This window comes from Kitasatospora sp. NPDC057500 (genome assembly GCF_042802195.1).
Taxonomy (GTDB): Bacteria; Actinomycetota; Actinomycetes; order Streptomycetales; family Streptomycetaceae; genus Kitasatospora.
Genome location: NZ_JBHVER010000037.1, coordinates 1 through 20,954, shown reverse-complemented (window position 1 = coordinate 20,954; position 20,954 = coordinate 1). Strand labels below are relative to the sequence as shown.

The 20,954-nt window shown below is 74.7% G+C and carries 18 protein-coding genes; 9 read left to right on the top strand and 9 right to left on the bottom strand.

The annotated features are described in order from the left end of the window. Positions 1-7: 7 nt before the first annotated feature. Positions 8-862 carry a class I SAM-dependent methyltransferase gene (locus tag ACFU74_RS11250; RefSeq protein ID WP_380755170.1) on the bottom strand — a complete coding sequence of 285 codons (855 nt, stop codon included), beginning with the start codon at positions 860-862 and terminating at the stop codon, positions 8-10. 373 nt (positions 863-1,235) lie between these two features. On the opposite strand from ACFU74_RS11250, the gene ACFU74_RS11245 reads away from it, so the two are divergent. The 5 genes from ACFU74_RS11245 to ACFU74_RS11225 all read left to right on the top strand — a co-directional run bounded on the left by ACFU74_RS11245 (position 1,236) and on the right by ACFU74_RS11225 (position 6,922). Next, complete coding sequence (locus ACFU74_RS11245) at positions 1,236-2,534, top strand: diaminopimelate decarboxylase (protein ID WP_380755168.1); 1,299 nt, start codon at positions 1,236-1,238, stop codon at positions 2,532-2,534. Positions 2,535-2,682: 148 nt separating this feature from the next. Continuing rightward, positions 2,683-3,384, top strand: coding sequence for a DUF998 domain-containing protein (locus ACFU74_RS11240; protein WP_380755167.1), 702 nt, complete (start codon positions 2,683-2,685; stop codon positions 3,382-3,384). 199 nt (positions 3,385-3,583) lie between these two features. Then, positions 3,584-4,543 carry a GlxA family transcriptional regulator gene (locus ACFU74_RS11235; RefSeq protein WP_380755166.1) on the top strand — a complete coding sequence of 320 codons (960 nt, stop codon included), beginning with the start codon at positions 3,584-3,586 and terminating at the stop codon, positions 4,541-4,543. Positions 4,544-4,730: 187 nt separating this feature from the next. Beyond that, positions 4,731-5,729: a type I glyceraldehyde-3-phosphate dehydrogenase gene (gene gap / locus ACFU74_RS11230; protein WP_380755164.1), complete on the top strand. Its 999-nt coding sequence runs from the start codon at positions 4,731-4,733 to the stop codon at positions 5,727-5,729. Between the two features lie 167 nt (positions 5,730-5,896). Then, positions 5,897-6,922, top strand: coding sequence for an LLM class flavin-dependent oxidoreductase (locus tag ACFU74_RS11225; RefSeq protein WP_380755163.1), 1,026 nt, complete (start codon positions 5,897-5,899; stop codon positions 6,920-6,922). A 12-nt stretch (positions 6,923-6,934) separates the two neighbouring features. Here the strand turns inward: ACFU74_RS11225 and ACFU74_RS11220 are convergent, their stop codons facing one another. Together ACFU74_RS11220 and ACFU74_RS11215 are read right to left on the bottom strand one after the other, a co-directional pair. Beyond that, positions 6,935-8,323, bottom strand: a complete 1,389-nt coding sequence (locus ACFU74_RS11220) for an MFS transporter (protein ID WP_380755162.1) — start codon at positions 8,321-8,323, stop codon at positions 6,935-6,937. Beyond that, the gene (locus ACFU74_RS11215) at positions 8,320-9,135 is read right to left on the bottom strand and encodes a glycerophosphodiester phosphodiesterase (protein ID WP_380755160.1); all 816 of its coding nucleotides are present in this window, start codon (positions 9,133-9,135) and stop codon (positions 8,320-8,322) included. The genes ACFU74_RS11220 and ACFU74_RS11215 overlap by 4 nt, the downstream gene beginning before the upstream one ends. A gap of 172 nt (positions 9,136-9,307) precedes the next feature. Between ACFU74_RS11215 and htpG the strand changes: the two genes are divergently transcribed. From htpG to ACFU74_RS11200, 3 genes are all read left to right on the top strand, one after another. Further along, complete coding sequence (gene htpG / locus ACFU74_RS11210; RefSeq protein WP_380755158.1) at positions 9,308-11,269, top strand: molecular chaperone HtpG; 1,962 nt, start codon at positions 9,308-9,310, stop codon at positions 11,267-11,269. 467 nt (positions 11,270-11,736) lie between these two features. Further along, positions 11,737-12,945: a hypothetical protein gene (locus ACFU74_RS11205; protein ID WP_380755156.1), complete on the top strand. Its 1,209-nt coding sequence runs from the start codon at positions 11,737-11,739 to the stop codon at positions 12,943-12,945. 48 nt (positions 12,946-12,993) lie between these two features. Then, a complete protein-coding gene (locus ACFU74_RS11200; protein WP_380755155.1) occupies positions 12,994-15,219 on the top strand; it encodes a tetratricopeptide repeat protein in 2,226 nt (741 codons plus the stop codon). Positions 15,220-15,272: 53 nt separating this feature from the next. Here the strand turns inward: ACFU74_RS11200 and ACFU74_RS11195 are convergent, their stop codons facing one another. From ACFU74_RS11195 to ACFU74_RS11185, 3 genes are all read right to left on the bottom strand, one after another. Then, positions 15,273-15,851 (bottom strand): MAB_1171c family putative transporter, encoded by a 579-nt coding sequence (locus ACFU74_RS11195; protein ID WP_380755153.1) that lies wholly within the window; start codon positions 15,849-15,851, stop codon positions 15,273-15,275. After that, the gene (locus ACFU74_RS11190) at positions 15,844-16,398 is read right to left on the bottom strand and encodes a ParH-like protein (protein ID WP_380755150.1); all 555 of its coding nucleotides are present in this window, start codon (positions 16,396-16,398) and stop codon (positions 15,844-15,846) included. The genes ACFU74_RS11195 and ACFU74_RS11190 overlap by 8 nt, the downstream gene beginning before the upstream one ends. An 88-nt stretch (positions 16,399-16,486) precedes the next feature. Beyond that, the gene (locus ACFU74_RS11185; RefSeq protein WP_380755147.1) at positions 16,487-16,906 is read right to left on the bottom strand and encodes an XRE family transcriptional regulator; all 420 of its coding nucleotides are present in this window, start codon (positions 16,904-16,906) and stop codon (positions 16,487-16,489) included. Positions 16,907-17,167: 261 nt separating this feature from the next. Between ACFU74_RS11185 and ACFU74_RS11180 the strand changes: the two genes are divergently transcribed. After that, entirely contained in the window at positions 17,168-17,602 is a 435-nt protein-coding gene (locus ACFU74_RS11180; RefSeq protein ID WP_380755145.1) for an Ohr family peroxiredoxin, read from the top strand. Positions 17,603-17,746: 144 nt separating this feature from the next. On the opposite strand, the gene ACFU74_RS11175 is transcribed toward ACFU74_RS11180, so the two are convergent. The 3 genes from ACFU74_RS11175 to ACFU74_RS11165 form a co-directional block, all read right to left on the bottom strand. Further along, positions 17,747-18,307, bottom strand: a complete 561-nt coding sequence (locus ACFU74_RS11175; RefSeq protein WP_380755143.1) for a CGNR zinc finger domain-containing protein — start codon at positions 18,305-18,307, stop codon at positions 17,747-17,749. Positions 18,308-18,493: 186 nt separating this feature from the next. Continuing rightward, on the bottom strand, positions 18,494-18,961 hold the full coding sequence (locus tag ACFU74_RS11170) for an SsgA family sporulation/cell division regulator (protein ID WP_380755141.1): 468 nt from the start codon (positions 18,959-18,961) through the stop codon (positions 18,494-18,496). Between the two features lie 538 nt (positions 18,962-19,499). Next, positions 19,500-20,849 carry an amidase family protein gene (locus ACFU74_RS11165; protein ID WP_380755138.1) on the bottom strand — a complete coding sequence of 450 codons (1,350 nt, stop codon included), beginning with the start codon at positions 20,847-20,849 and terminating at the stop codon, positions 19,500-19,502. Positions 20,850-20,954 lie beyond the last annotated feature (105 nt).

The following is a 20,954-nucleotide window of genomic DNA, read 5'->3' as shown; positions in this document are numbered from 1 at the left end:
TTCCGGGTCACTGCCCGGCGTCCGGCCCGTCGCTCCTGAGGGCGAACGCGGTGACCAGCCCGGCGATCCGCCGTTCGGCCGCCGGCCGCAGACCCGCGGCGGCGGCGTGGTGGAGCCAGGTGGCCCGCGACCGGAAGTGCAGTGCGGCCGGGCCGTAGAGGGCGGTGTTGGCGGCGTCGCGCAGGTGCTCCACCAGGACGAGCGATCCGCCCGGTCGCAGCACCCGGGCCGCCTCGGCGAACAGCGCGGCCCGATCGGCGGCCCGGCGCAGCTCGTGGGCGGCGAGTACGGCGAGCACCGAGTCCAACGAGGCGTCCGCCGCGGGCAGTTCCGCCGGTCGCGCGGCCACCGCGCCCGGCACCGGCGGTACCCGGCGGCGGGCGCGGCGGATCGAGGCCTCCGTCATCAGCGCCGGGTCGTACAGGTCGGCGATCAGCTGCGGTGCGCCGGGATGACGGGCGGCGACCGGTCCGCTCGTCCCGTCGAGGCCCGCCGAGACCACGAGGTGGCACCCGGGGCCGTCCGGCAGGAGGTCGTCGAGCCAGGCGTAGCCGTGCAGCTCGGAGCGGTCGTAGACGTACCAGGTGGCGGCGGTGCTGCCGGTGAGCAGCCAGCCGGCCGCGAGCGCCCCCGTGCGGGCGAGCCGCGCGGCCGGGCCCGGGAGCCGCTGGGCGAGCGCCCGTCCGCCGACCGCGGCGAGCACACCGCCGGTGTACAGCGGCCAGTTGTAGCGGATCACGTCGCGCACGCCGGACGGGTGGCGCGGGGCCGCCGGCTCCCGGGCCGTTCGCGGCGGGGCCCCGTAGGCCCGTTCCAGTGCGGTCGCGGCGGTGGTGCGGCGGGCCTGTCGGCGTGTCGGCACAGCGGACCGTCCTCTCTGCCGCCACCCGGCGGGGTGCGGCGGGTACGGCGGGGCAGCCCGGCATCCCCGGTCAGGGCCGGTCACCCCGTCGGCGTCCATCATGGCGCATCCATTTGAACGTGTTCAATACGGGGTCGGTTCGCCGCCTACGGCGGTGGTGCGGTGCCGGGTTCGCTGCCGGGAGCGAACCCGGCGGTACCGGCGGCACGTCCGGCGCCGTCCGGTCGGGTGACGCGGAACCCGCACGGGAAGTCCGCGTCGTGGGACGAAGACGTGCCCGCCCCGCGACCGGCAGCCTGGAGGCACGCCCGGGGCGACACCGTCCCCCTGCTCCGGGCGTCCGACCGCCCGACGAGACCGGGAGCGCGACACCATGACCCCTCTTCAGCCCGCCGCCCGCCGTGAACTCGTGCTGCGCGAGGCCGTGCACCGCCGACTGCTCGACCCCGAGGACGCCCTGCTCGCCGCCTTCGTCGACCTCGACGGCGTGGCCGCGAGCGTCACCGCACTGCACCGCGCCTTCCCGGGCGACGTCGAGGTGCTGCACACCTTCGCGGCGAAGGCGAACTGCCTGGTCCCGCTGCTGGCCCGGCTGCGCGAGCTGGGCATGGGCTGCGAAGTGGCCAGTCCCGGCGAGTTCGCCCAGGCCCTCGCGGCCGGCTTCGACCCCGGGCGGATCGTCTTCGACTCGCCCGCCAAGACCCGCCGGGAGCTGGTCCGGGCCCTGGAGCTGGGCGCCGCCGTCAACATCGACAACTGGCAGGAGCTGGAGCGGGTCGACGACCTGCTGCGGGCCGGCGCCTCCGCCTCCCGGATCGGCGTGCGGGTCAACCCGCAGGTCGGCGCCGGGACGATCGGGGCGATGAGCACCGCCACCGCGACCTCCAAGTTCGGCATCACCCTCGCGGACGAGGGCAACGCGCGGCGCCTGGTGGAGGCGTTCCGCGCGCGCCCCCGGCTCACCTGGATCCATGTGCACGTCGGCTCGCAGGGCTGCCCGCTGGACCTGATGGCCGAGGGCGTCGGCCAGGCCGTCGCCTTCGCCGAGCGGGTCAACGCCGAGCTCGGCCGCCGCCAGGTGGTGGGCATCGACCTCGGCGGCGGACTGCCCGTCAACTTCGCCGACGACACCACCGCGCCCACCTTCGCCGACTACGTCGAGCGGCTGCGGACGCACGCCCCGGAGCTGTTCGACGGCCGGTACCGGCTGGCCACCGAGTTCGGCCGCTCACTGCTCGCCAAGAACGGCTTCACCGCCGCCTACGTCGAGTACACCAAGGACTCCGGGGGCCGGCGGATCGCCGTCACCCACGCCGGCGCCCAGGTCGCCACCCGCACGGTGTTCATGCCGGACGCCTGGCCGCTGCGGATCACCGCCCACCACCCCTCGGGCGCCGCCAAGGACGGCGCGCCGCTGCCGCAGGACGTCGCCGGCCCCTGCTGCTTCGCCGGCGACCTGCTCGCCAGGGCCCGTCCGCTGCCGCCGCTGGAGCCGGGCGACCTGGTCGCGCTGCTCGACACCGGCGCGTACTACGCGACGACCCACTTCCAGTACAACAGCCTGCCCGAGCCGGCCGTCCACGGGTTCACGGTGAACGCCGACGGCGGGGTGCGGTTCGTGCCGCTGCGCCGGGCCCAGCCGATCGACGAGCTGCTCCGGCCGGCCGGCTGACCCGGCGTCGCGTCACGATTCGGTGACGGACAGTCAGAGCAGCTGGCCGGAGGGGGTTGCCGGACGGCCCGGCGCGGGTATCACCCTGCCGCGACCGCCGCTCCCGGCCGCGGTGCGACAGCCTCAGCTCGTCGAAGGAGGCCTCGTCATGTCCCGAACCCCCGCCGATGTCCGTCCCCCCGTCGATCCCCAGGCCCAGGACGTGCGCACGGTGCGCCGACTGCGGCTCGGGGTCGGTGTGCTCGGCTTCCTGCTGCCGATCGTGCTGCCCGTCGGCAACAGCCTCACCTCCGCCCGGATCGCGCTGCTCGACTCGATGAGCGCGTCCTACTACACCGACATGCGCAATGTCTTCGTCGGCGGCTTGTGCGCCATCGGCGTCTTCCTCATCTGCTACCGCCACGACCGCCGGGAGGACCGGCTGAGTTCGGTCGCCGGGGTGCTGGCGATCGGGGTGGCGCTCTTCCCCACCGAGCCGCCGGCCTCCGTCACCGCGCACCCCAGCGGCGTCCAGACGGCCGTCGGCGTGATCCATCTCGCCTGCGCGGCGGGCCTGTTCGGCGTGCTCGCGTACTTCTGCCTGCGGCTGTTCGCGGACTCGCCGGCCGGCGGCGGCCGGCGCCCGGCGCGCGACCGGGTCTACCTGGTCTGCGGCTGGGTGATCGTGGCCGGGGTGGCGACGGTGGCCGCGGCCGGACTGCTCCACCTGGCCCGGGATTGGCCGCTGACCCTGCCCTACCTGGGCGAGGCGGTCTCCGTGCTGGCCTTCGGCGTGGCCTGGCTGGTGAAGAGCGAGGCCCTCGCCGGCCTCGCCCCGCGCCCGGCCCGGGCCGCCACCGCCGCTCCGTAGCCCGCCGCCCGCCCGGGCCCCGACGCAAACCCCGACCCGCCCCGACGCACTCCGGGACACCCCGACGCGAATCCCGACCCACCCCCGCCCCGGCACGGGCCGCGGGCGTCCGCCGATGGCAGGATGCTTGCGGCCGGTGTCGGACCGGCCGGGGCGCGCCGCGGCGCCCGCCGGCACCGCGGGGAGCGAGGGAGGTCCGATGGGCCGCAGGAAGCACCACGTGGCCGTCCTGGTCCTGGAGGGGGCGAAGCCGCTGGACGTGGGCATCCCCGCCCAGGTGTTCTCCAGCCGCCCGAGCATGCCCTACACGGTCCGGGTCTGCGGCCCGGCGCCCGGGCTGGTGACCGGCGGCGACGGCCTCTCCTACCACGTCGCCGAGGGCCTGGAGGCGGTCGAGCACGCCGACACCGTCTTCGTGCCCGGCTACCGCGACCCGGCCACCACCGAGCCACCGGCGGCCGTCGTCGAGGCACTGGTGGCCGCGCACCGGCGCGGCGCCCGGCTGGCCGCGATCTCCACCGGGGCGTTCGCGCTGGCGGCCACCGGTCTGCTCGACGGCAAGCGGGCGACCACCCACTGGCACTACGCCAAGGCCCTGGCGGAGCGCCACCCGCGGATCAGGGTCGACGAGAACGTGCTGTTCGTCGACGAGGGCGCCGTGCTCACCTCGGCCGGCGCCGCCTCCGGCATCGACCTCTGCCTGCACCTGGTGCGGCGCGACCACGGGGTGGGCCTGTCCAACCACGTGGCGCGCCGGCTGGTCGCCGCGCCCTACCGCAGCGGCGGCCAGGCCCAGTACGTGCCGCGCAGCGTGCCCGAGCCGCTCGGAGACCTGTTCGCCGACACCCGGGAGTGGGCGCTGGCGCACCTCGCCGAGCCGCTGACGCTGGAGGGGCTCGCCCGGCACGCCCGGGTCTCCGCGCGCACCTTCTCCCGCCGGTTCGTCGAGGACACCGGGTACACCCCGATGCAGTGGGTGCTGCGGGCCCGCGTCGACCTGGCGCGCGAGCTGCTGGAGCGCAGCGACCTGGGGGTGGAGCAGATCGCCGACCGGGTCGGACTCGGCACCGGGGCGAACCTGCGGCTGCACTTCCAGCGCGTCCTCGGCACCTCGCCCACCGAGTACCGCCACACCTTCGCGGCCCGCGCCGAGGACTGACGGGCTCCGGGCCGGGGCCGTGGCGAGATCCTTGCGGTCGTTGGCGGGGAGTCTGGCGGGATCCTTGCGCACCATGTCGATCCGGCCCCTGTCCGGCTCGTTCCGATCGTCCGATGATTGAACCGTCATCAAACGAACGGACCGCCCGGAGCACCCGGACCGCCCGGCCCGACCCCAGGGAGCCCTCATGACCCGCATCGCCATCAACGGCTTCGGCCGCATCGGCCGCAACAGCCTGCGCGCCCTGGTGGAGCGCGGCAGCGAGCTGGAGGTGGTCGCCGTCAACGACCTCGCCCCCATCGACTCGCTCGCCCACCTGCTCCGCTTCGACAGCTCGCTCGGCCGCTTCCGCCACCCGGTGCGGGTCGAGGGCGACGTGCTGGTCGTCGACGGCCGCCGGATCAAGGTGCTCGCCGAGCGCGACCCCGCCGACCTGCCGTGGGCCGAACTCGGCGTGGACATCGTGCTGGAGGCCACCGGCCGCTTCACCTCCGCCGAGGCCGCCCGCGCCCACCTCACGGCGGGTGCCGGGAAGGTCCTGGTGAGCGCCCCGTCCGACGGCGCCGACGTCACCCTGGCCTACGGCGTGAACACCGACGCCTACGACCCGGCCGAGCACGTGATCGTCTCCAACGCCTCCTGCACCACCAACGCGCTGGCCCCGCTGGCCTCCGTGCTGGACGAGCTGGCCGGCATCGAGCACGGCTTCATGACCACCGTGCACGCCTACACCCAGGAGCAGAACCTCCAGGACGGCCCGCACCGCGACCTGCGCCGCGCCCGTGCCGCCGGCGTCAACATCGTGCCGACCACCACCGGCGCCGCCAAGGCCATCGGCTTGGTCCTGCCGAACCTGGACGGCAAGCTCTCCGGCGACTCCATCCGGGTGCCGGTCCCGGTCGGCTCGATCGTCGAGCTGAACACCACGGTCGAGCGCGAGGTCACCCGCGAGGAGGTGCTCGCCGCCTACCGCGCCGCCGCCGACGGCCCGCTCAAGGGCATCCTCGACTACGCCGACGAGCCGCTGGTCTCCGGCGACATCACCGGCGAGCCCGCCTCCTCGATCTTCGACGCCGCCCTCACCCGGGTCGACGGCAAGCACGTCAAGGTGGTCGCCTGGTACGACAACGAGTGGGGCTTCTCCAACCGGGTGATCGACACCCTGGAGCTGCTCTCCCGGGGCTGACGGCCCCCGGGGCCGCCGGAACACTGCGGGGACGTGACACGGATGTTGCGTCCCGTGGCGATTCCCCGGCGGCCCTTGAGCGGCCCCGGCCGCTGTGTGACGGTGGACGGCACGCCGCCCGGCCGCTCACCCGCCGGACGGGGAGAGCCGAGGAAAGAGGACCACCGGTGCCGTCGCACGAGCAGCCCCTGCGGAAGCTGGGATTCCTGACCATCGGGCTGTTCGACCCGGCCGACCCGGCCCGCGGCCACGAGTCGACGCTGCGGCTGGTCGAACTCGGCGAGGAACTCGGCTTCGACAGCGCCTGGGTGCGCCACCGCCACCTGCAGTACGGCATCTCCTCCCCGGTCGCCGTGCTGGCGGCGGCCACCCAGCGCACCAGCCGGATCCAGCTCGGCACGGCGGTCATCCCGGTCGGCTGGGAGAACCCGCTGCGGCTGGCCGAGGACCTCGCCACCGTCGACCTGCTCTCCGGCGGGCGGCTCAACCCGGGCGTGAGCGTCGGCCGCCCCGGCCACTGGGAGCAGGTCTCCGGCGTGCTCTACCCGGACACCGCCGACGCCGAGGACTTCGGCTACCGGCGGGTGGCCCGGCTGCTGGGCTTCCTGCGCGGCGAGCCGGCCACCGACTTCAGCGGGGTCGAGGGCATCGAGGTCTACTCGGACCGGGTGCAGCCGGTCTCGCCCGGACTGGCGGACCGCTTCTGGTACGGCGGCGGGAGCCTGCGCTCCGCCCGCTGGGCCGGTGAGCAGGGGCTCGGCCTGCTCACCAGCAACGTGGTGCGGGCGGAGGAGTCGGAGGACTTCGCCGAGATCCAGCGCTCGCAGATCGCCGCCTTCCGCGCGCACCACCCGCTGGGCGCCCGGGCCCGGGTCTCGCAGGGGCTGGTGGTGATCCCCACCGACAGCGCCACCGCCGACCAGCGGGCCCGCTACCACGCGTACGCCCGCGACCGCACGCCCCGCACCGCCACCCCGCAGGGCCCGTCGCGGATCGTGTTCGCCCGCGACCTCGTCGGCAGCTCCGCCGAGATCGCCGAGCGGCTGTACGCCCACGCCGGGTTCCGGGAGGTGGACGAGGTGGTGTTCGCGCTGCCGTTCACCTTCGGCCACGAGGACTACGTGCAGATCCTCACCGACATCGCCACCGTGCTCGCCCCGTCGCTCGGCTGGAAGCCCGCCACGGGCGCCTGAGCCGTCGGGTTCTCAGAGACGCTCGGGCACCGGGTTGCCGACGGCCTCGATCGCCCGCCGCACCGGGACCTTCAGCAGTACGGCGAAGCCGATGACGAAGAACACCAGCAGCGAGATGATCGCGGAGCGGTAGCTGCCGGTGACCTGGTAGGCGAGGCCGAAGACCAGCGGCCCCATCCAGCTGGTGCCGCGGTCGCTGACCTTGTACACGCTGAAGTACTCGGCCTCCTTGCCGGCCGGGATCAGGTGCGAGAACAGCGAGCGCGACAGCGCCTGGCTGCCGCCGAGCACCAGGCCGATCATGCAGGCCAGGGCGTAGAACCAGGCCGGCTGGTGGGCCGGCATGAAGTACCCCAGCGCGAGCGTGACCACCCAGCCGGCCAGCGAGCCCAGGATGGTCCGCTTGGCGCCGTACCGGTGGGCGATCCGGCCGAGCAGCAGCGCGCCGCCGATCGCCACCACCTGCACCAGCAGCACGGCGGTGACCAGCGAGGTCTGGTCCATGCCCAGCTCCTCGCTGCCGTAGAGCGAGGCCTGCGAGACCACGGTCTGGATGCCGTCGTTGTAGCAGAGGAAGGCGGCCAGGTAGAGCAGGGTGAGCGGGTGGCGCCGCATGCCGCGCAGGGTGCGGCCGAGCTCCCGCAGACTGCCGGCGGCCGGCTTGTCCTCGACCGCCCCGGCGGCGTGCCCGGGAAGCACCCCGGCCCGGGACGGCAGCCGGAGCATCGGCACGATGGTGAACAGCGCCCACCACAGCCCCGCCGACGCCAGGCAGATCCGTACGGCGGTGCCGGAGGAGAGCCCGAACGCGTCGTGCCCCTGGAACAGCACCAGGTTGGCGATCAGCAGCAGCCCGCCGCCCGCGTACCCGTACGCCCAGCCCTTGGAGGACACCGCGTCGCGCTCGTCGGGCGAGGCCAGGCCCGGCAGGTAGGCGTAGGAGAGCGCGACCGACACCGCGTACGCGAGGTTGGCGACGACCAGCAGGCCGCCGCCGAGCAGGTAGCGGTCCCCGCCGAGGAAGAACATGCCCATGGTGGCGGTCGCGCCGAGGTACGCGAAGCCGCACATCAACTCCTTGTGCCGCCCGGTGCGGTCGGCGACCGTCCCGGCCAGCAGCATCGCGCCGACCGAGAGCAGCACCGAGAAGGAGACCGTGTACGGGAAGAACGAGCCCGCCCGGATCGACAGGCCGAAGGGGTGCACATCGCCGTCGGCGTCGGCGGCCTCCTTGGCGACCGAGGTCAGATAGGGCCCGAGGAACACCGTCAGGACGGTGGCGGAGAAGGCCGCGTTGGCCCAGTCGTTGATGTACCAGCCGACCTGTATCCGGCGCAGTGCGCGGCGGTCGTCGTCGGTGGCGGTCGGCGGGTGCCCGGACCGTTCGGCCGTGGTGCTCATGCTGTTCCCATCCCCGTGCTGGAGCCCGTGCCGCCGGGGACCCAGCGGCCGCGCTCGCGGAGGACGTCGCGCAGGACGTCGATGCGATCGGCCATGATGCCATCCACGCCCAGGTCGAGCAGAGAGCGGATGCGTGTGGCGTCGTCCACGGTCCAGACGTGAACCTGGAGGCCGAGGCGGTGTGCGGTGCGCACGAAGGCCCGGTCCACCACCCGTACGCCCCGGTGCCGTTCGGGCACCTGCGCGCAGAGGCCCGCCCAGGGCGCCCCGCCGCGCCGGGCGAGCGTTCCGGCGAGCGGTCCCGCCAGCGAGCGCAGCCGCAGCCGGGCGACCTCGCGGGGTCCGAGCGAGGTGGCCAGCCGGGGCCCGGCGGCGGCGCGGACGGCGGCGAGCCGGGTGTCGGAGAAGCCGCCGACGCAGACCCGGTCCCAGGCGCCGGTCCGGCGGACCGCCTCGACCAGCGGCCCGACGGCGGGCGCCGCCTTGACGTCGATGTTGAACCGGGCGTCGGGGAAGGCACCGAGCAGGTCCTCCAGCAGCGGCACCGGCTCGGTGCCGCCGATCCGGGCCTGCCGGACGGTGCGCCAGGGCAGTTCGGCGAGCGCCCCGGTGCGGTCGGTGACCCGGTCGAGCCGGTGGTCGTGGAACGCCACCAGCACGCCGTCGGAGGTGGCGTGCACGTCCGTCTCCAGGTAGCGGTACCCGAGGGCGACGGCGGCCCCGAAGGCGGCTAGCGAGTTCTCCGGGCGGCCGAGGTCGCCGCCCCGGTGCGCGAAGGCGAGCGGCCCCGGGTGGTCGAGGAAGGGGTGCATGCGGTGCTCCGTGCTCTCCGTGCGCTGTGCTGCGTGACATTGTTACATCTCGTGTCAAGATGTAACGCCCACGGGATCCGCTCGGCCGCCTATCATGCGGGTGCGGAGGGGGGCCGTCCGGCGCCCCGCCGCGTCCGTCGCTCACGCACCGCCCCTGAGAGGAGACCCCCGAGTGGGTAGCACTGTCGAGACGCTGGAATTCCAGGCCGAGACGCGCCAGTTGCTCCGGTTGGTGATTCACTCGATCTACTCGAACAAGGACATCTTCCTGCGCGAGCTGATCTCGAACGCCTCCGATGCGCTGGACAAGCTGCGGCTGGAATCACTGATCGACTCCGGCCTCGACGCCGACACCTCCGACCTCCACATCGCCCTGGAGGTCGACCGGGAGGCGCGGACGCTGACCGTCCGCGACAACGGGATCGGCATGAGCCGCGAGGACATCGTGGAGTTGATCGGCACCATCGCCAAGTCCGGCACGGCCGGCCTGCTGGAGAAGATCAAGGAGACCGAGGACGCCGCCGCGGCGCAGAGCCTGATCGGGCAGTTCGGCGTCGGCTTCTACTCGGCGTTCATGGTCGCCGACCGGGTCACCCTGCGGACCCGCCGGGCCGGCACCGCGGCCGGGACCCAGTGGGAGTCCGACGGCGAGGGCACCTACGAGATCCAGGCCCTCGACGGCCTGCCCGTCGGCACCTCCGTCACCCTGCACCTCAAGCCCGCCGACGGCGAGGACGGCCTGGCCGACTACCTGGCGGAGTGGAAGATCCGCCAGATCGTCAAGCAGTACTCGGACTTCATCCGCTGGCCGATCCGGATGGCGAGCGAGCGCACCGCCGCCGAGGGCACCGAGGGCACCGAGAGTGCCGAGGGCGCGGAAGGCGCCGAGGGCGCCGGCGCGCCGCAGGTCGAGACCCTCAACTCGATGAAGGCCCTGTGGGCCCGGCCGCGCAGCGAGGTGACCGAGGCCGAGTACACCGAGTTCTACCAGCAGATCAGCCACGACTGGCTCCCCCCGGCCGAGACCGTCCACATGCGCGCCGAGGGCACCTTCGAGTACGAGGCGCTGCTGTTCATCCCCGAGCAGGCCCCGTTCGACCTGTTCTCCCGCGACGCCAAGCGCGGCGTGCAGCTGTACGTCAAGCGGGTGTTCATCATGGACGACTGCGAAGCGCTGATGCCCGACTACCTGCGCTTCGTCAAGGGCGTGGTGGACGCCCACGACCTGTCGCTGAACATCTCCCGCGAGATCCTCCAGCACGACCGCCAGATCCGCGGCGTGCGCCGGCGCCTGGTCAAGAAGGTGCTCGGCGCGCTGAAGGACATCCGGACCAAGGACACCGAGCGCTACCTGAAGCTGTGGGAGCAGTTCGGCCGGGTGCTCAAGGAGGGCCTGCTGGAGGACGCCGACAGCACCGCGGCCCTGCTGGAGCTGGTGGCGGCCGCCTCCACCCACGACGCGGAGCGGCCCACCACCCTGCGCGAGTACGTCGGGCGGATGAAGGAGGGCCAGGAGGCGATCTACTACCTGACCGGCGAGGACCGCGCCACGGTGGAGAACTCCCCGCACATGGAGGCGTTCGCCGCCAAGGGGTACGAGGTGCTGATCCTCACCGACCCGGTGGACGAGGTCTGGGTCGAGCGGGTGCCGGACTTCGACGGCCACCGCCTCCAATCCATCGCCAAGGGCCAGGTCGACCTGGACGAGCCGGCCGACGGCGACGAGGCGGCCGAGGCCGAGAAGGCCAGGCGCGAGCAGGAGTTCGCCGCGCTGCTGCCGTGGCTGACGACGGCGCTGTCCGGGCAGGTGAAGGAGGTCCGGCTCTCCTCGCGGCTGACCACCTCGGCGGCGTGCATCGTCGGCGACGCCCAGGACATGACGCCGACCCTGGAGAAGATGTACCGCGCCATGGGGCAGGAACTGCCCCCGGTCAAGCGGATCCTGGAACTGAACCCCGGGCACCCGCTGATCACCGCGCTGCGCGCGGCGCACGAGGCCGACCCCGGGGACGCCTCCCTGGCGGAGGTCGCCGAGCTGGTCCACGGCGGCGCGCTGCTCGCCGAGGGCGGTGACCTGCCGGATCCGGCCCGGTTCACCCGGCTGCTCACCGACCGGCTGGCCCGCGGCCTCTGACCGGACCCGCCCCGCGACCCCGGCCGCAAGTCCTGCGGCCGGGGTCGTCGTGCATGGTCCGCCATTCATTTCAGTTTATTCATTGCCAGGGCGCAACCCCGTGCGGCACGGTGCGCATCCCTTGACGGGGGCCGCTCAGGTTCACCAACCTTGGTGCTGGCCGAGCTGAAATGACTGAGTGACAAAAGCTCATTCATTTCAGCTCATAGGCCGACTCTGTTGACCGTCCGTCATGGAAGGAGATGTCCGTCATGAAGAAGATCGTCGTCCGCAAGGCCGGCCCGGTCCGTCTGACCAGCACGGCTCGTGCGCTGTACCTGCCGTGGGACTGCATCGTGGCCCAGCAGCTCTGATCCGAACCCCCGGGCACGGGGAAACGCGGTGCCGGCCGGGTGCGTCACGGCCGGCACCGCTCCGTCCCCCTCCCGACCCCGTCCGCCCTCCGCCCACCTCCCGCAGGAGGATCCGTGCACGCCTCCGTGGACAGCAGCTCCAACGCCCCGGGACTCGACCTGGACCGTCCGCTGCCCCTGCGCCGGCTCGTCTACCTGGAGGAGGGCGACGAGGTCACCATCGGCAGCCCGGAGAACGACACCTACGCCGTCTTCCCGGCCGACGGCGCCGAACTGGTCCGGCTGCTCGCCGACGGCGCCACGCCCCGCGAGGCCGCCGAGCGCTACCGGCAGGCGCACGGCGAGAGCGTCGACATCGCCGACCTGGTCGAGGTCCTCGCCGACCTCGACCTGCTCCGCCCCGCCGGCGAGCCGGCCGCGACGGCCCCCGAGGCCGCGCCGGTGCGCTGGCAGCGCCTGGGCCGGGCGGTCTTCAGCCGGCCCGCGCTGATCGGCTACGCGCTGCTCACCGCGCTCGCCGCCGCCGAGATGATCCGGGTGCCGGCCCTCGTCCCGAGCATGGACAACCTGTTCTTCAGCCCCTCCTACACCCTGGTCGTGCTGCTGCTGTTCTTCGGCCAGGCGCCGCTGCTCGCCCTGCACGAGGCCTTCCACGCGCTGGCCGGCCGACGGCTCGGACTGCGCTCGCGGCTCTCGGTCGGCCGCCGGCTGGTCTACCTGGTGCTGGAGACCTCGCTCGACGGGCTGGTCAGCGTGCCGCGCCGGAAGCGCTACCTGCCCATCCTGGCGGGCATGCTGGCCGACGTCCTGGCGATCGCCGTCCTCACCCTGACCGCCGACCTCCTGCGCGGGTTCGACGCGGGCGCCGCACGGCTCTGCCTCGCGGTCGCCTACGCCACCGTGCTGCGGCTCGCCTGGCAGGGCTTCTTCTACCTGCGCACCGATATCTACGTCCTGCTCTGCACCGCGCTGGGCTGCGTCAACCTGCACGCCGCGGCGAGCGACGTGCTGCGCAACGCCGCACGGCGGGTCACCGGACGCCCGCCCGCGGACCTGTCGGCGCACCACCCGGTCGACCGGCGGGTCGCGCGCTGGTACGCCTGGCTGATGGTGACCGGCTACGCCTTCACGCTCACCGTGTTCGCGGGCGTCGTCGTACCGACCGCCTACCGGCTGCTGCGCGACATGTGGCTGCGGCTGACCGGCGAGGCGTCCCTGGCCGGCCGCCTCGACTCGCTGCTGCTGATGGTGCTGACCCTCGTCCAGACCGGCGTCGTCGTGGTCATCGCCCTGCGCGAGCGGCGTGCCGCCCGCGCGACCTGACACTGCGTTCCCCCGATCCCACGTCACCGCACGAAAGGCAGCTGTGCCATGGCCGACCACCGCCACCACTGGGTCCGCGCCGCCCGGCGCGTCGCCCGCGCCGAGGCCCTCGACGGGCTCGGCCTGCCGCCCGTGCTCGCCGTGGTGAACGCCGACCGCCGGCTGCGCGGGCCCTACACCGCCGTCGGGTCGATCCTGCGCGCGATCGTGCCCGACGTGCTGGCCCGCTGCCCCGAGGCCGTCACCGGGCACGACATCGAACTCCTCTCCACCACCCCGGAACTGCGCGACCTGGTGCCCGCCACCCGCGAGACGCTCACCTCGCTCGCCGTGCCCAAGGAACGCACCCGCTTCTACTCCGCGCTGCGCACCCTGCGGATCGCCCACGGCCTGGTCGAGTTCCTGGAGGCGTACCTGCGGGCGGCCGGCGAGGGCCCGCGCGCCCTGGTCGTCGAGGACGCCCACCGGGCCGACCCCACCGACGGGGAGTTCCTCGCCGTCCTGCTGCGGCGGATCGACCCCGGGCTGCTCACCGTGGTGGTCACCACCGGCACCGAGGCCCTGGAGCGCACGGACGGCCCCGGCCGCGAGACCCTGCCGGACGCGCTCGCCGCGCACTGCGTACCGCTCGACGTGCCCGCCGCCGAGCCGGCCGAGGCGGAGTCGCCGCAGGCCGGCCCGCCGGGGACGGCCGCGCCGGACGCCGCGCTCGGCCGCGCCCACATCGCCTCCGACGGCACCGGCGACGACCCCGCCGCGCTGGCCGGCTACCTCGCCCTGCCGGCCGACGAACGCGCCCGCCTGCACGACCTGCGCCGCGCCGAACTGGAGACCGCCGGCGAGTCCTCGCTGCGCCTGGGAGCCATCGCCTGGCACGCCGAGCACGGCAGCGACCCGTCCGGCGTCGGCGCCGACGTCCTGCGCCACGCCCTCGACCACTGCATGGACCTCGGCTACTACCACGCCGTCGTCGACCTCGGCGAGCGCGGCCGCAGGCTGGTCACCCACGAGAGCCACCCCACCCACTGGTGGGCCTTCACCACCAAGATGACCACCTCCTTCGCCGCGCTCGGCCTGGCCGACCGCGCCCTGCCGCTCTACGACGAGGCCCGCACGCTCAGCACCTCGCCCGAGGTCCACATGCAGGCCGCGTACGCCACCGCGATGCTGCACACCAGGCACTTCGAGGCGGGCCGGCGCGACCACGGGCTGGCCCGGGCCTGGGTCAACCAGGCGATCGCCTTCGCCCGCTGGCACCCGGACCCGAAGGAGCGCGAGGCGCGGGTGGTGTTCAACCGCAACGGGCTGGCGCTGATCGAGATCCACCAGGGCCGCCCGCAGGCCGCGCTGGAGCTGCTGGACCGCTGCATCGCGCAGCTCGACGAGACCCTGGAGCCGCACGAGCACGCGCTGCACCGCTCGGTGCTGCGCTACAACCGCGCCCAGGTGTACGCGGCCCTCGGCCGGTACGCGGAAGCCGTCGCCGACTACACCGCGGTGATCGAGTGCGACCCCAACTACGCCGAGTACCACTTCGACCGGGGCATGATCTGGCGCGACCTCGGCGAGCCGGAACGGGCGCTGGCCGACTACGACCGGGCCGTCCGGCTCTCGCCGCCGTTCCCCGAGGCGTACTTCAACCGGGCCGACGTCCTGGCCGAACTCGGCGACACCGAGGCGGCGGTGGCGGACTTCGGCTACGTCCTCCAGCTCGACCCGGAGTTCGACGACGCCCGGATCAACCGGGCCTCGCTGCTGTTCGAGGCGGGCGAGTACGAGGCCGCCGGCGCGGACGTCCGAGCCGGGCTGGCCCGCACCCCGGGCGACGCCCGACTGCTCTGCCTGCAAGGGCAGTTGCTGGCCGCCGAGGAGGACCCCGGCGCCGCCGCCGACGCCTACGCGGCCGCGCTCGCCGCCGAGCCGGAGTACGCGCAGGCCTGGGCCCTGCTGGGCGAACTCCGCTACCAGCAGGGCGATCTGGACGGCGCGGGCCGCAACCTGACGCGTGCCGTCGAGCTGTCCGCCGACCCCGGGCTGCGGTTCAACCTGGCCGTGGTCCACCACGACGCCGGGCGCTACGGCGAGGCCGTCCGGCTGCTGGACGAGGTGGTGGACTCCACCGAGGACGTGGACGCCCGGTTGCAGCGGGCGCGCTGCCTGCTCGGCCTGGAGCGGGCGGAGCCCGCCCGGGCGGACCTGCTGGCCTGCCTGGAGGCGGACCCGGACTCCGCCGAGCAGGTGTACGCCCTGATGCCGGAGCTGGCCGGCGCCTGATCCGGTCCGCCCCCGGTCCTCGTTCCCGGCGCCCCCGGGATCGGGGGCGGACCTCAGTCCGGTCCGTCGTCCCGCTCCGCGAGCTCCGCGCGCACCCGTCGGCGGACGTGCGCCATCACCGGTGAACTCCCGTACGCCGCGGCCACTTTCACCAGCCAGGCGGCCTCCTCACGGAGACCGGCCGCCACCGGGTGCGGCACCCACCCCCCGCCGGGCCCGGCGGGGAAGCGGCGGCCGGCCCGGGCCGCCTCCAGGGCGGCGGCGATCGCGGCGGCCTCCACCACGGCCGCGAACTCCTCAGGATCGGCGGGCCCGGTGACCTCGCGCACCCAGCGGGCCACCCCGGGATGCAGATGGGGGCGCAGGCACAACTGGCCGTCGCGGATCTCGATGATCCGCCGGTACAGCGCGAAGCGGATCTCCCGCCGCCCGCCCGCCGGGCCGAAGTCCCGCTCCGGGGTGACGAGTTCGATCTCCGGATGCTCCGAGCGCAGCACCGACCAGAGCGGGCCGAGCCGGCGGTGGTCGCGCCACGCCCGGGCCCGCCCGCCCGGGTCGGCCCGCAGGGCGGCGCCGCGCACGGCGCGCCGGAGCCGACCGGCGCGGGGGCGGCGGCGGAACCGGTCAGCCACGCCGGGCCGCACCGCGCGGCCATGGGCGGTCCAGTGCGTACCCGAGCCGCAGGATCCGCTCGGCGAGCCGCGCGGTCACCGCCGCCCGCGGCCGTTGCAGCGCCCGGTGCAGGGCCAGTGAGGCGACCAGTTCGGCCTCCTGCTCCTGCTGCTCCGAGTACACCGAGCGGCCGAGCACCCGGTGGACCAGCTCGCCGGGCAGCCGGGGGAGCAGGGTGTCCGCGGCGGCTGCGCCGAGTCCGGCGCCGCCGGTGTGGCCGCAGAGCAGGTGGCCGACCTCGTGCAGCACGATGTGCTGCTGGTGCAGCGCGGTCGTGTCGACCGGGTAGCCGATGTAGTCCGCGCGGTCGGTGCTGACCAGCGCGCCGCAGGCCGCGTCGACGGGCCCGGAGAGCGGGATCAGCTCGATCGGCCTGCCGCGCCGCCGGGCGAGCGCCTCGGCCAGCGCCGGGATGCCGAAGGGCTCCGGGAGCGGCACCGCCTCCGCCACGCTGCGACATCGCTGCCAGAGCCCGCGGTCGGTCCCGCCCGGATGCCCCACGTCCATTCCCCCCTGGTGTTCGACCCGCCCTCAGCCGGGAGGCGATCCTACGGACGGGGACGCGCCGGGAGAACCGCTTCGACGCCGATTTCCGCTACCTGCCGCCGGCCTCGCGGCGGGCGATCGCCTCGATCATGTCGCGGATCGTGCCGAGCCCCTCGGGCGACAGGGTCACCGCGCGCAGCGCCACGTCGCGCACGCCGGCGTCCCGCAGCGCGCCGAGCAGGGCGAGTTCCTCGGCGATCCGGGCGCTCTGCCGGTCGTCGAAGAAGTACACCGGCGGCACCTGGAAGAACTGGGCCAGGGCTTCGAGGTGACGTTTCGTCGGGTTGTCCCGGCGGCCGGTGCGCAGCTGCCACAGGTAGGTCGCCGAGAAGCTCTCGCCGGTCGCCTCCCGGCAGGCGCGGGCGACCTCCTCGTGGGTGTAGGGCTCGCGGTCGGGGCGGCGGACCACGTCGAACAGCCGGTCGATCTTCCCTGCGAGCGCGGACGTACCGGAGTCTGCGTCGGGCACGGCACACCTCTTCCCTCACCCCGTGCACACGCGCGGTGCGTGTGCGGATCGACCACTCGCGACGGTCGCCCATTGTAGAGGCCCCGCGCCCGGTCGCGGAGGGCTCCGGAGGAGCCGCCGATCCACTTCCGTCACCACCTTGACGGGTGATTGGCTCGACTGCCATGCTGGCGTCACCGCTCCAACCAGTGACGATGGAAGGCCTCTCGTCGGGGCCGAAGGGGTGGCCGGACACTTCCGATCGGATGGGGAGCACCACTCATGGCAGTCAGCTACACCGCCGTTGTCGACGTCGACGGGGAGGGCCGCAACGGCGGCCGGGTCCGCTCCTCGGACGGTCTGCTGGAGACCGGCCTCGCCATCCCCAAGGAGTTCGGCGGCGCCGGCACCGCGACCAACCCCGAGCAGTTGCTCGCCGCCGGCTGGGCCGCCTGCTTCCTCGGCGCCCTGCGCCTGGCCGCCGGCGGCCGCGGGATCCGGCTCACCAGTACGGCGATCACCGCCGAGATCACGCTCACCCACGGCGACGACGGCGAGTTCGGCCTCTCCGCCGTCCTCAGCCCGGTGCTCGGCGGGGTGGACCAGGCCACCGCCGAGGAGCTCGCGCAGGCCGCCCACCGGACCTGCCCCTACTCCAAGGCGACCCGCGACAACATCCCGGTCGTCATCAACGCCCGGGCCGCCGACGCCGCCTGAGTGAACCGGACCGTCCGACCGCGGGTCCCGCGCCCGTCCCCCGGCGCGGGACCCGAACCGCGTCCGGCCGGCCCCGCCCGCCGCCTCCGGGCTGCCCGGGAAGCCCCGCCGGGTCGCTGAAGCCCTCCTGCCGCTCGGCCGGTCTCAGTGCAGGTCGGCCGGGGCGGTCTTCTTCCGGGCGCGGTAGGCGGCGGCCTTGATCCGGTTCCCGCAGGACTCCATGCCGCACCACTGGCGCCGCATGCCCCGGGAGCGGTCGACGTAGATCCGGGTGCACTCCGGGTTGCCGCACTCCTTCATCAGCGGGAGGTCCGGGCCGCTGAGGAGTTCGACGGCGTGCCGGGCGACGGTCGCCAGCGCCTGCTCGGGGGTCGCCTCGTTGTGCCGTCCGGCCACCGTGAGCTGCGGCGTCACCGGGGTCTTGCGGGCCGCCGCGTTGAGCACGGCGAGCGCCTCGCGGTCGAAGTCCTCCCCGGCGACCCGGTTGGTGACCAGCCGGTGGACGGCCTCGCGCACCGTCTTCGCCTCCCGGACGTCGCGCTCGTCGCCGGGCGTGATCGTGTCCACGAGTCCGCAGTCGAGGTACCAGGCGTTCAGCCGCTCCGGCGTCACGAACATCTCGAAGCGGGTGGTGCGCCGGGCGCGGAGGGTGGCCGCGAAGTCCAGGGCCGGATGTCCGCATACGAAGACATGGTCAAGATTCACATCACCATGCTGACAGGTGACTGTGGCCCGGTGCAAGGACGCGTCGGCGCACCCCCGGCTTCAGCCGGAGTTCACGGCCCCGCCACCGTCGGCGCAGCCGGCGGTCGTGGCCGGCCGGCGCCACCGCCCCGCTCCTGACCGCGAGGGCCCGCACCCCGGTGCGGCACGGGGGTGCGGGCGGCGGCCTCATTCGGACGGCACCCCGGGACCCTCCAGCAGCTCCAGAAGGAAGCCGTCCCAGTCCAGCCCGTCCGGCTCCGCTCCGGCCGGGACCGCCCGGTAGGTGGCGTCGAGCCAGACCGCCAGCGGCGCGGTCGGCAGTTCGAACAGCGCCTCCAGCTCCGGCGATTCGAGGAGCAGCCAGGACGACGGCTGCTCCTCGCGCTGCGTCGGCCACATCCGGACGTCCCCGCCGCCGCTCATCGTCGCCAGGCCCCGGAACAGCAGCTCGCGCCCGAGCCGCCGGACCGGGCCCGGCCCGCGCTCCGCGAGGAACTCCACGGTGACCACGGCCGGCGTGGCCGGATCGAACCGGAACCGCGCCTGCCCGGGAAGGCGGGTGAACTCGTCGAGCAGCTGGTCGACGGCCAGGAGCAGCGCGGGCACCGCCCCGGACGCCGAGTGCGCCCGGTGCGGCGAAGTGTCACGGTCCATGGATCGCGTCCCCCTTGGTGGTGGCGGAAGGTGCGGCTCCCACTCTTCGCCCGGGGGCGCCGTGCGCGCATCGGTCACTTGACGGTCAACCGCTGCTGTCCGACGCGACTGCCCGACCGCCCACGGGACGAGTGTGCAGCTGTGCCCCAGTCACCGGCCGGCGGCGGGACGGGCAGTTCGAACCGGGCCGCGGTGCCGCCGGGGACCAGTCGCAGCCGGGCCCGCGCCCGGTCGGCCGACGGCCGCAGCCCGACGGCGCCCCGCCCGCCCGGGGCGCGCAGCGGATCGGCGGCGGGCGGCGACCGCCGGGTGGCCGTCGGCGCGCGGTTCGGCGATGACGCCGTTCCGGCTGGAGGCGTCGGCGAAGGCGCCCTGCCTCCAGGACGACGGCCGGCCGGGCGCGGCCGGCGGTGTTCCCGGTCGCGCCGCCGGCCGCGCAGGCGAGCAGCAGCCCCGCCGCGAGTGCCGCGCCCGCCCCGCCGGCCGCGTGCGCCCGCCCTTGGCGCTCACCACGACGATTCCCTCCCGGAGCGCTTCCTCACCTCTCAAGGTGGTGACGATCGCCGTGCAGCAGGGCGTCGACCCGGGCGGCCGCGGCCAGCAGCTCCCGGTCGCCCGTGCGCCGTCCGATCAGTTGCAGGCCGACCGGCGGCGAGTCGGTGGCCGGCAGCGGCACCGTCACCGAGGGCTGGCCCGCGGTGGCGGCGGGGGAGGTGTTGCGGACCAGCGTGGCGAAGGTGGGCGCGTTGCGGCCGTTCAGCGGGAGGGTGTCCTCGTAGCGGTGCAGCGGCCGCGCGCAGACCGGGACGGTGGGTGCGGCCAGCGCGTCCAGTCCGTCGGCGGCGAGGAGTTCGGCGTACGCGGCCTGCATCGCCCGGCGCTCCGCGACCGCCGCCGCCAGCGCGGCGGGCCCCGGGTACCCCGGGCCGGAGGGCAGGGCGCAGGCCTTCAGCACCTCGCCGACGGCGGGATCGCCCGCCGCGTCCAGCACGGCCTCCGGGGTGAGCCCGGTGCCGTGGACGTCGAGGTAGCGGGCCAGCGCGGCGGCGAACTCGCCGAAGACCAGGGGGAAGCCGATCCGTTCGTCGAACTCGGCCAGGTGGGCGGTGTCCACGGGTACCCACACGACGCCCCCGGCGGCCAGCCGGTCGACGCCCGCCTCCCAGGCCGCCCGGACCGGGCCGTCCAGGTCCTCGGCGAACACCTGCCGGGGCAGGCCGAGCCGCAGCGGGCGGTCCGGGGGCGGCGTGCTGCCGTTCTCCCCGGTGACCAGCGCGTCCAGGGCGGTGAGCCGCTCCAGCGTGCGGGCGATCGGCCCCGGGGTGTCCCGGGTGGTGGACAGCGGGGTGATGCCGCCGGCGGGGTAGCGGCCGGCGCTGGGCCGCAGGCCGTAGACGCCGCACAGCGCCGCCGGGACGGTGACCGAGCCGCCGGTGTCGGTGCCGAGCCCGGCGTCCGCGACACCGGCCGCCACCGCGGCGGCCGTCCCGCCGCTGCTGCCGCCCGCGAAGAGCGCCGGGTCGGCGGCGTTGCCGACGGCGCCGAAGGTCCGGTTGCAGGAGGTGGCGCCCATCGACAGCTCGTGCAGGTTGGTCTTGCCCAGCACGATCGCCCCCGCCGCGCGCAGGGCGGCCACCACGGGCGCGTCGGCGCGGGGGACGAAGCCGCGCAGGGCGGGGGTGCCCGCGGTGTTGGGCAGGCCGGCGACATGGATGTTGTCCTTGACCACCAGGCACCAGCCCGCGGGGCCGCCCCGGGCGTCGCGGCGGGCCGCCTCGGCGAGTGCGCCCTCGGCGTCCAGGGTGATGAAGGCGTTGAGGTGCGCGGTGGCGGCGGCCCGGTCGAGCGCCGCCGGGACGGCCGCGCGGGCGGGGTCGGGTCCGGTCATGCGGGGGTCCTCCTTCACGGTGGTCCGGCCGGGACGTCCAGCCTCGGCGGTCGGCCCGCCGGCCGGGGCGGGTACGCGGCGGCCGTGGCCCGTCCGGGCGGGCAC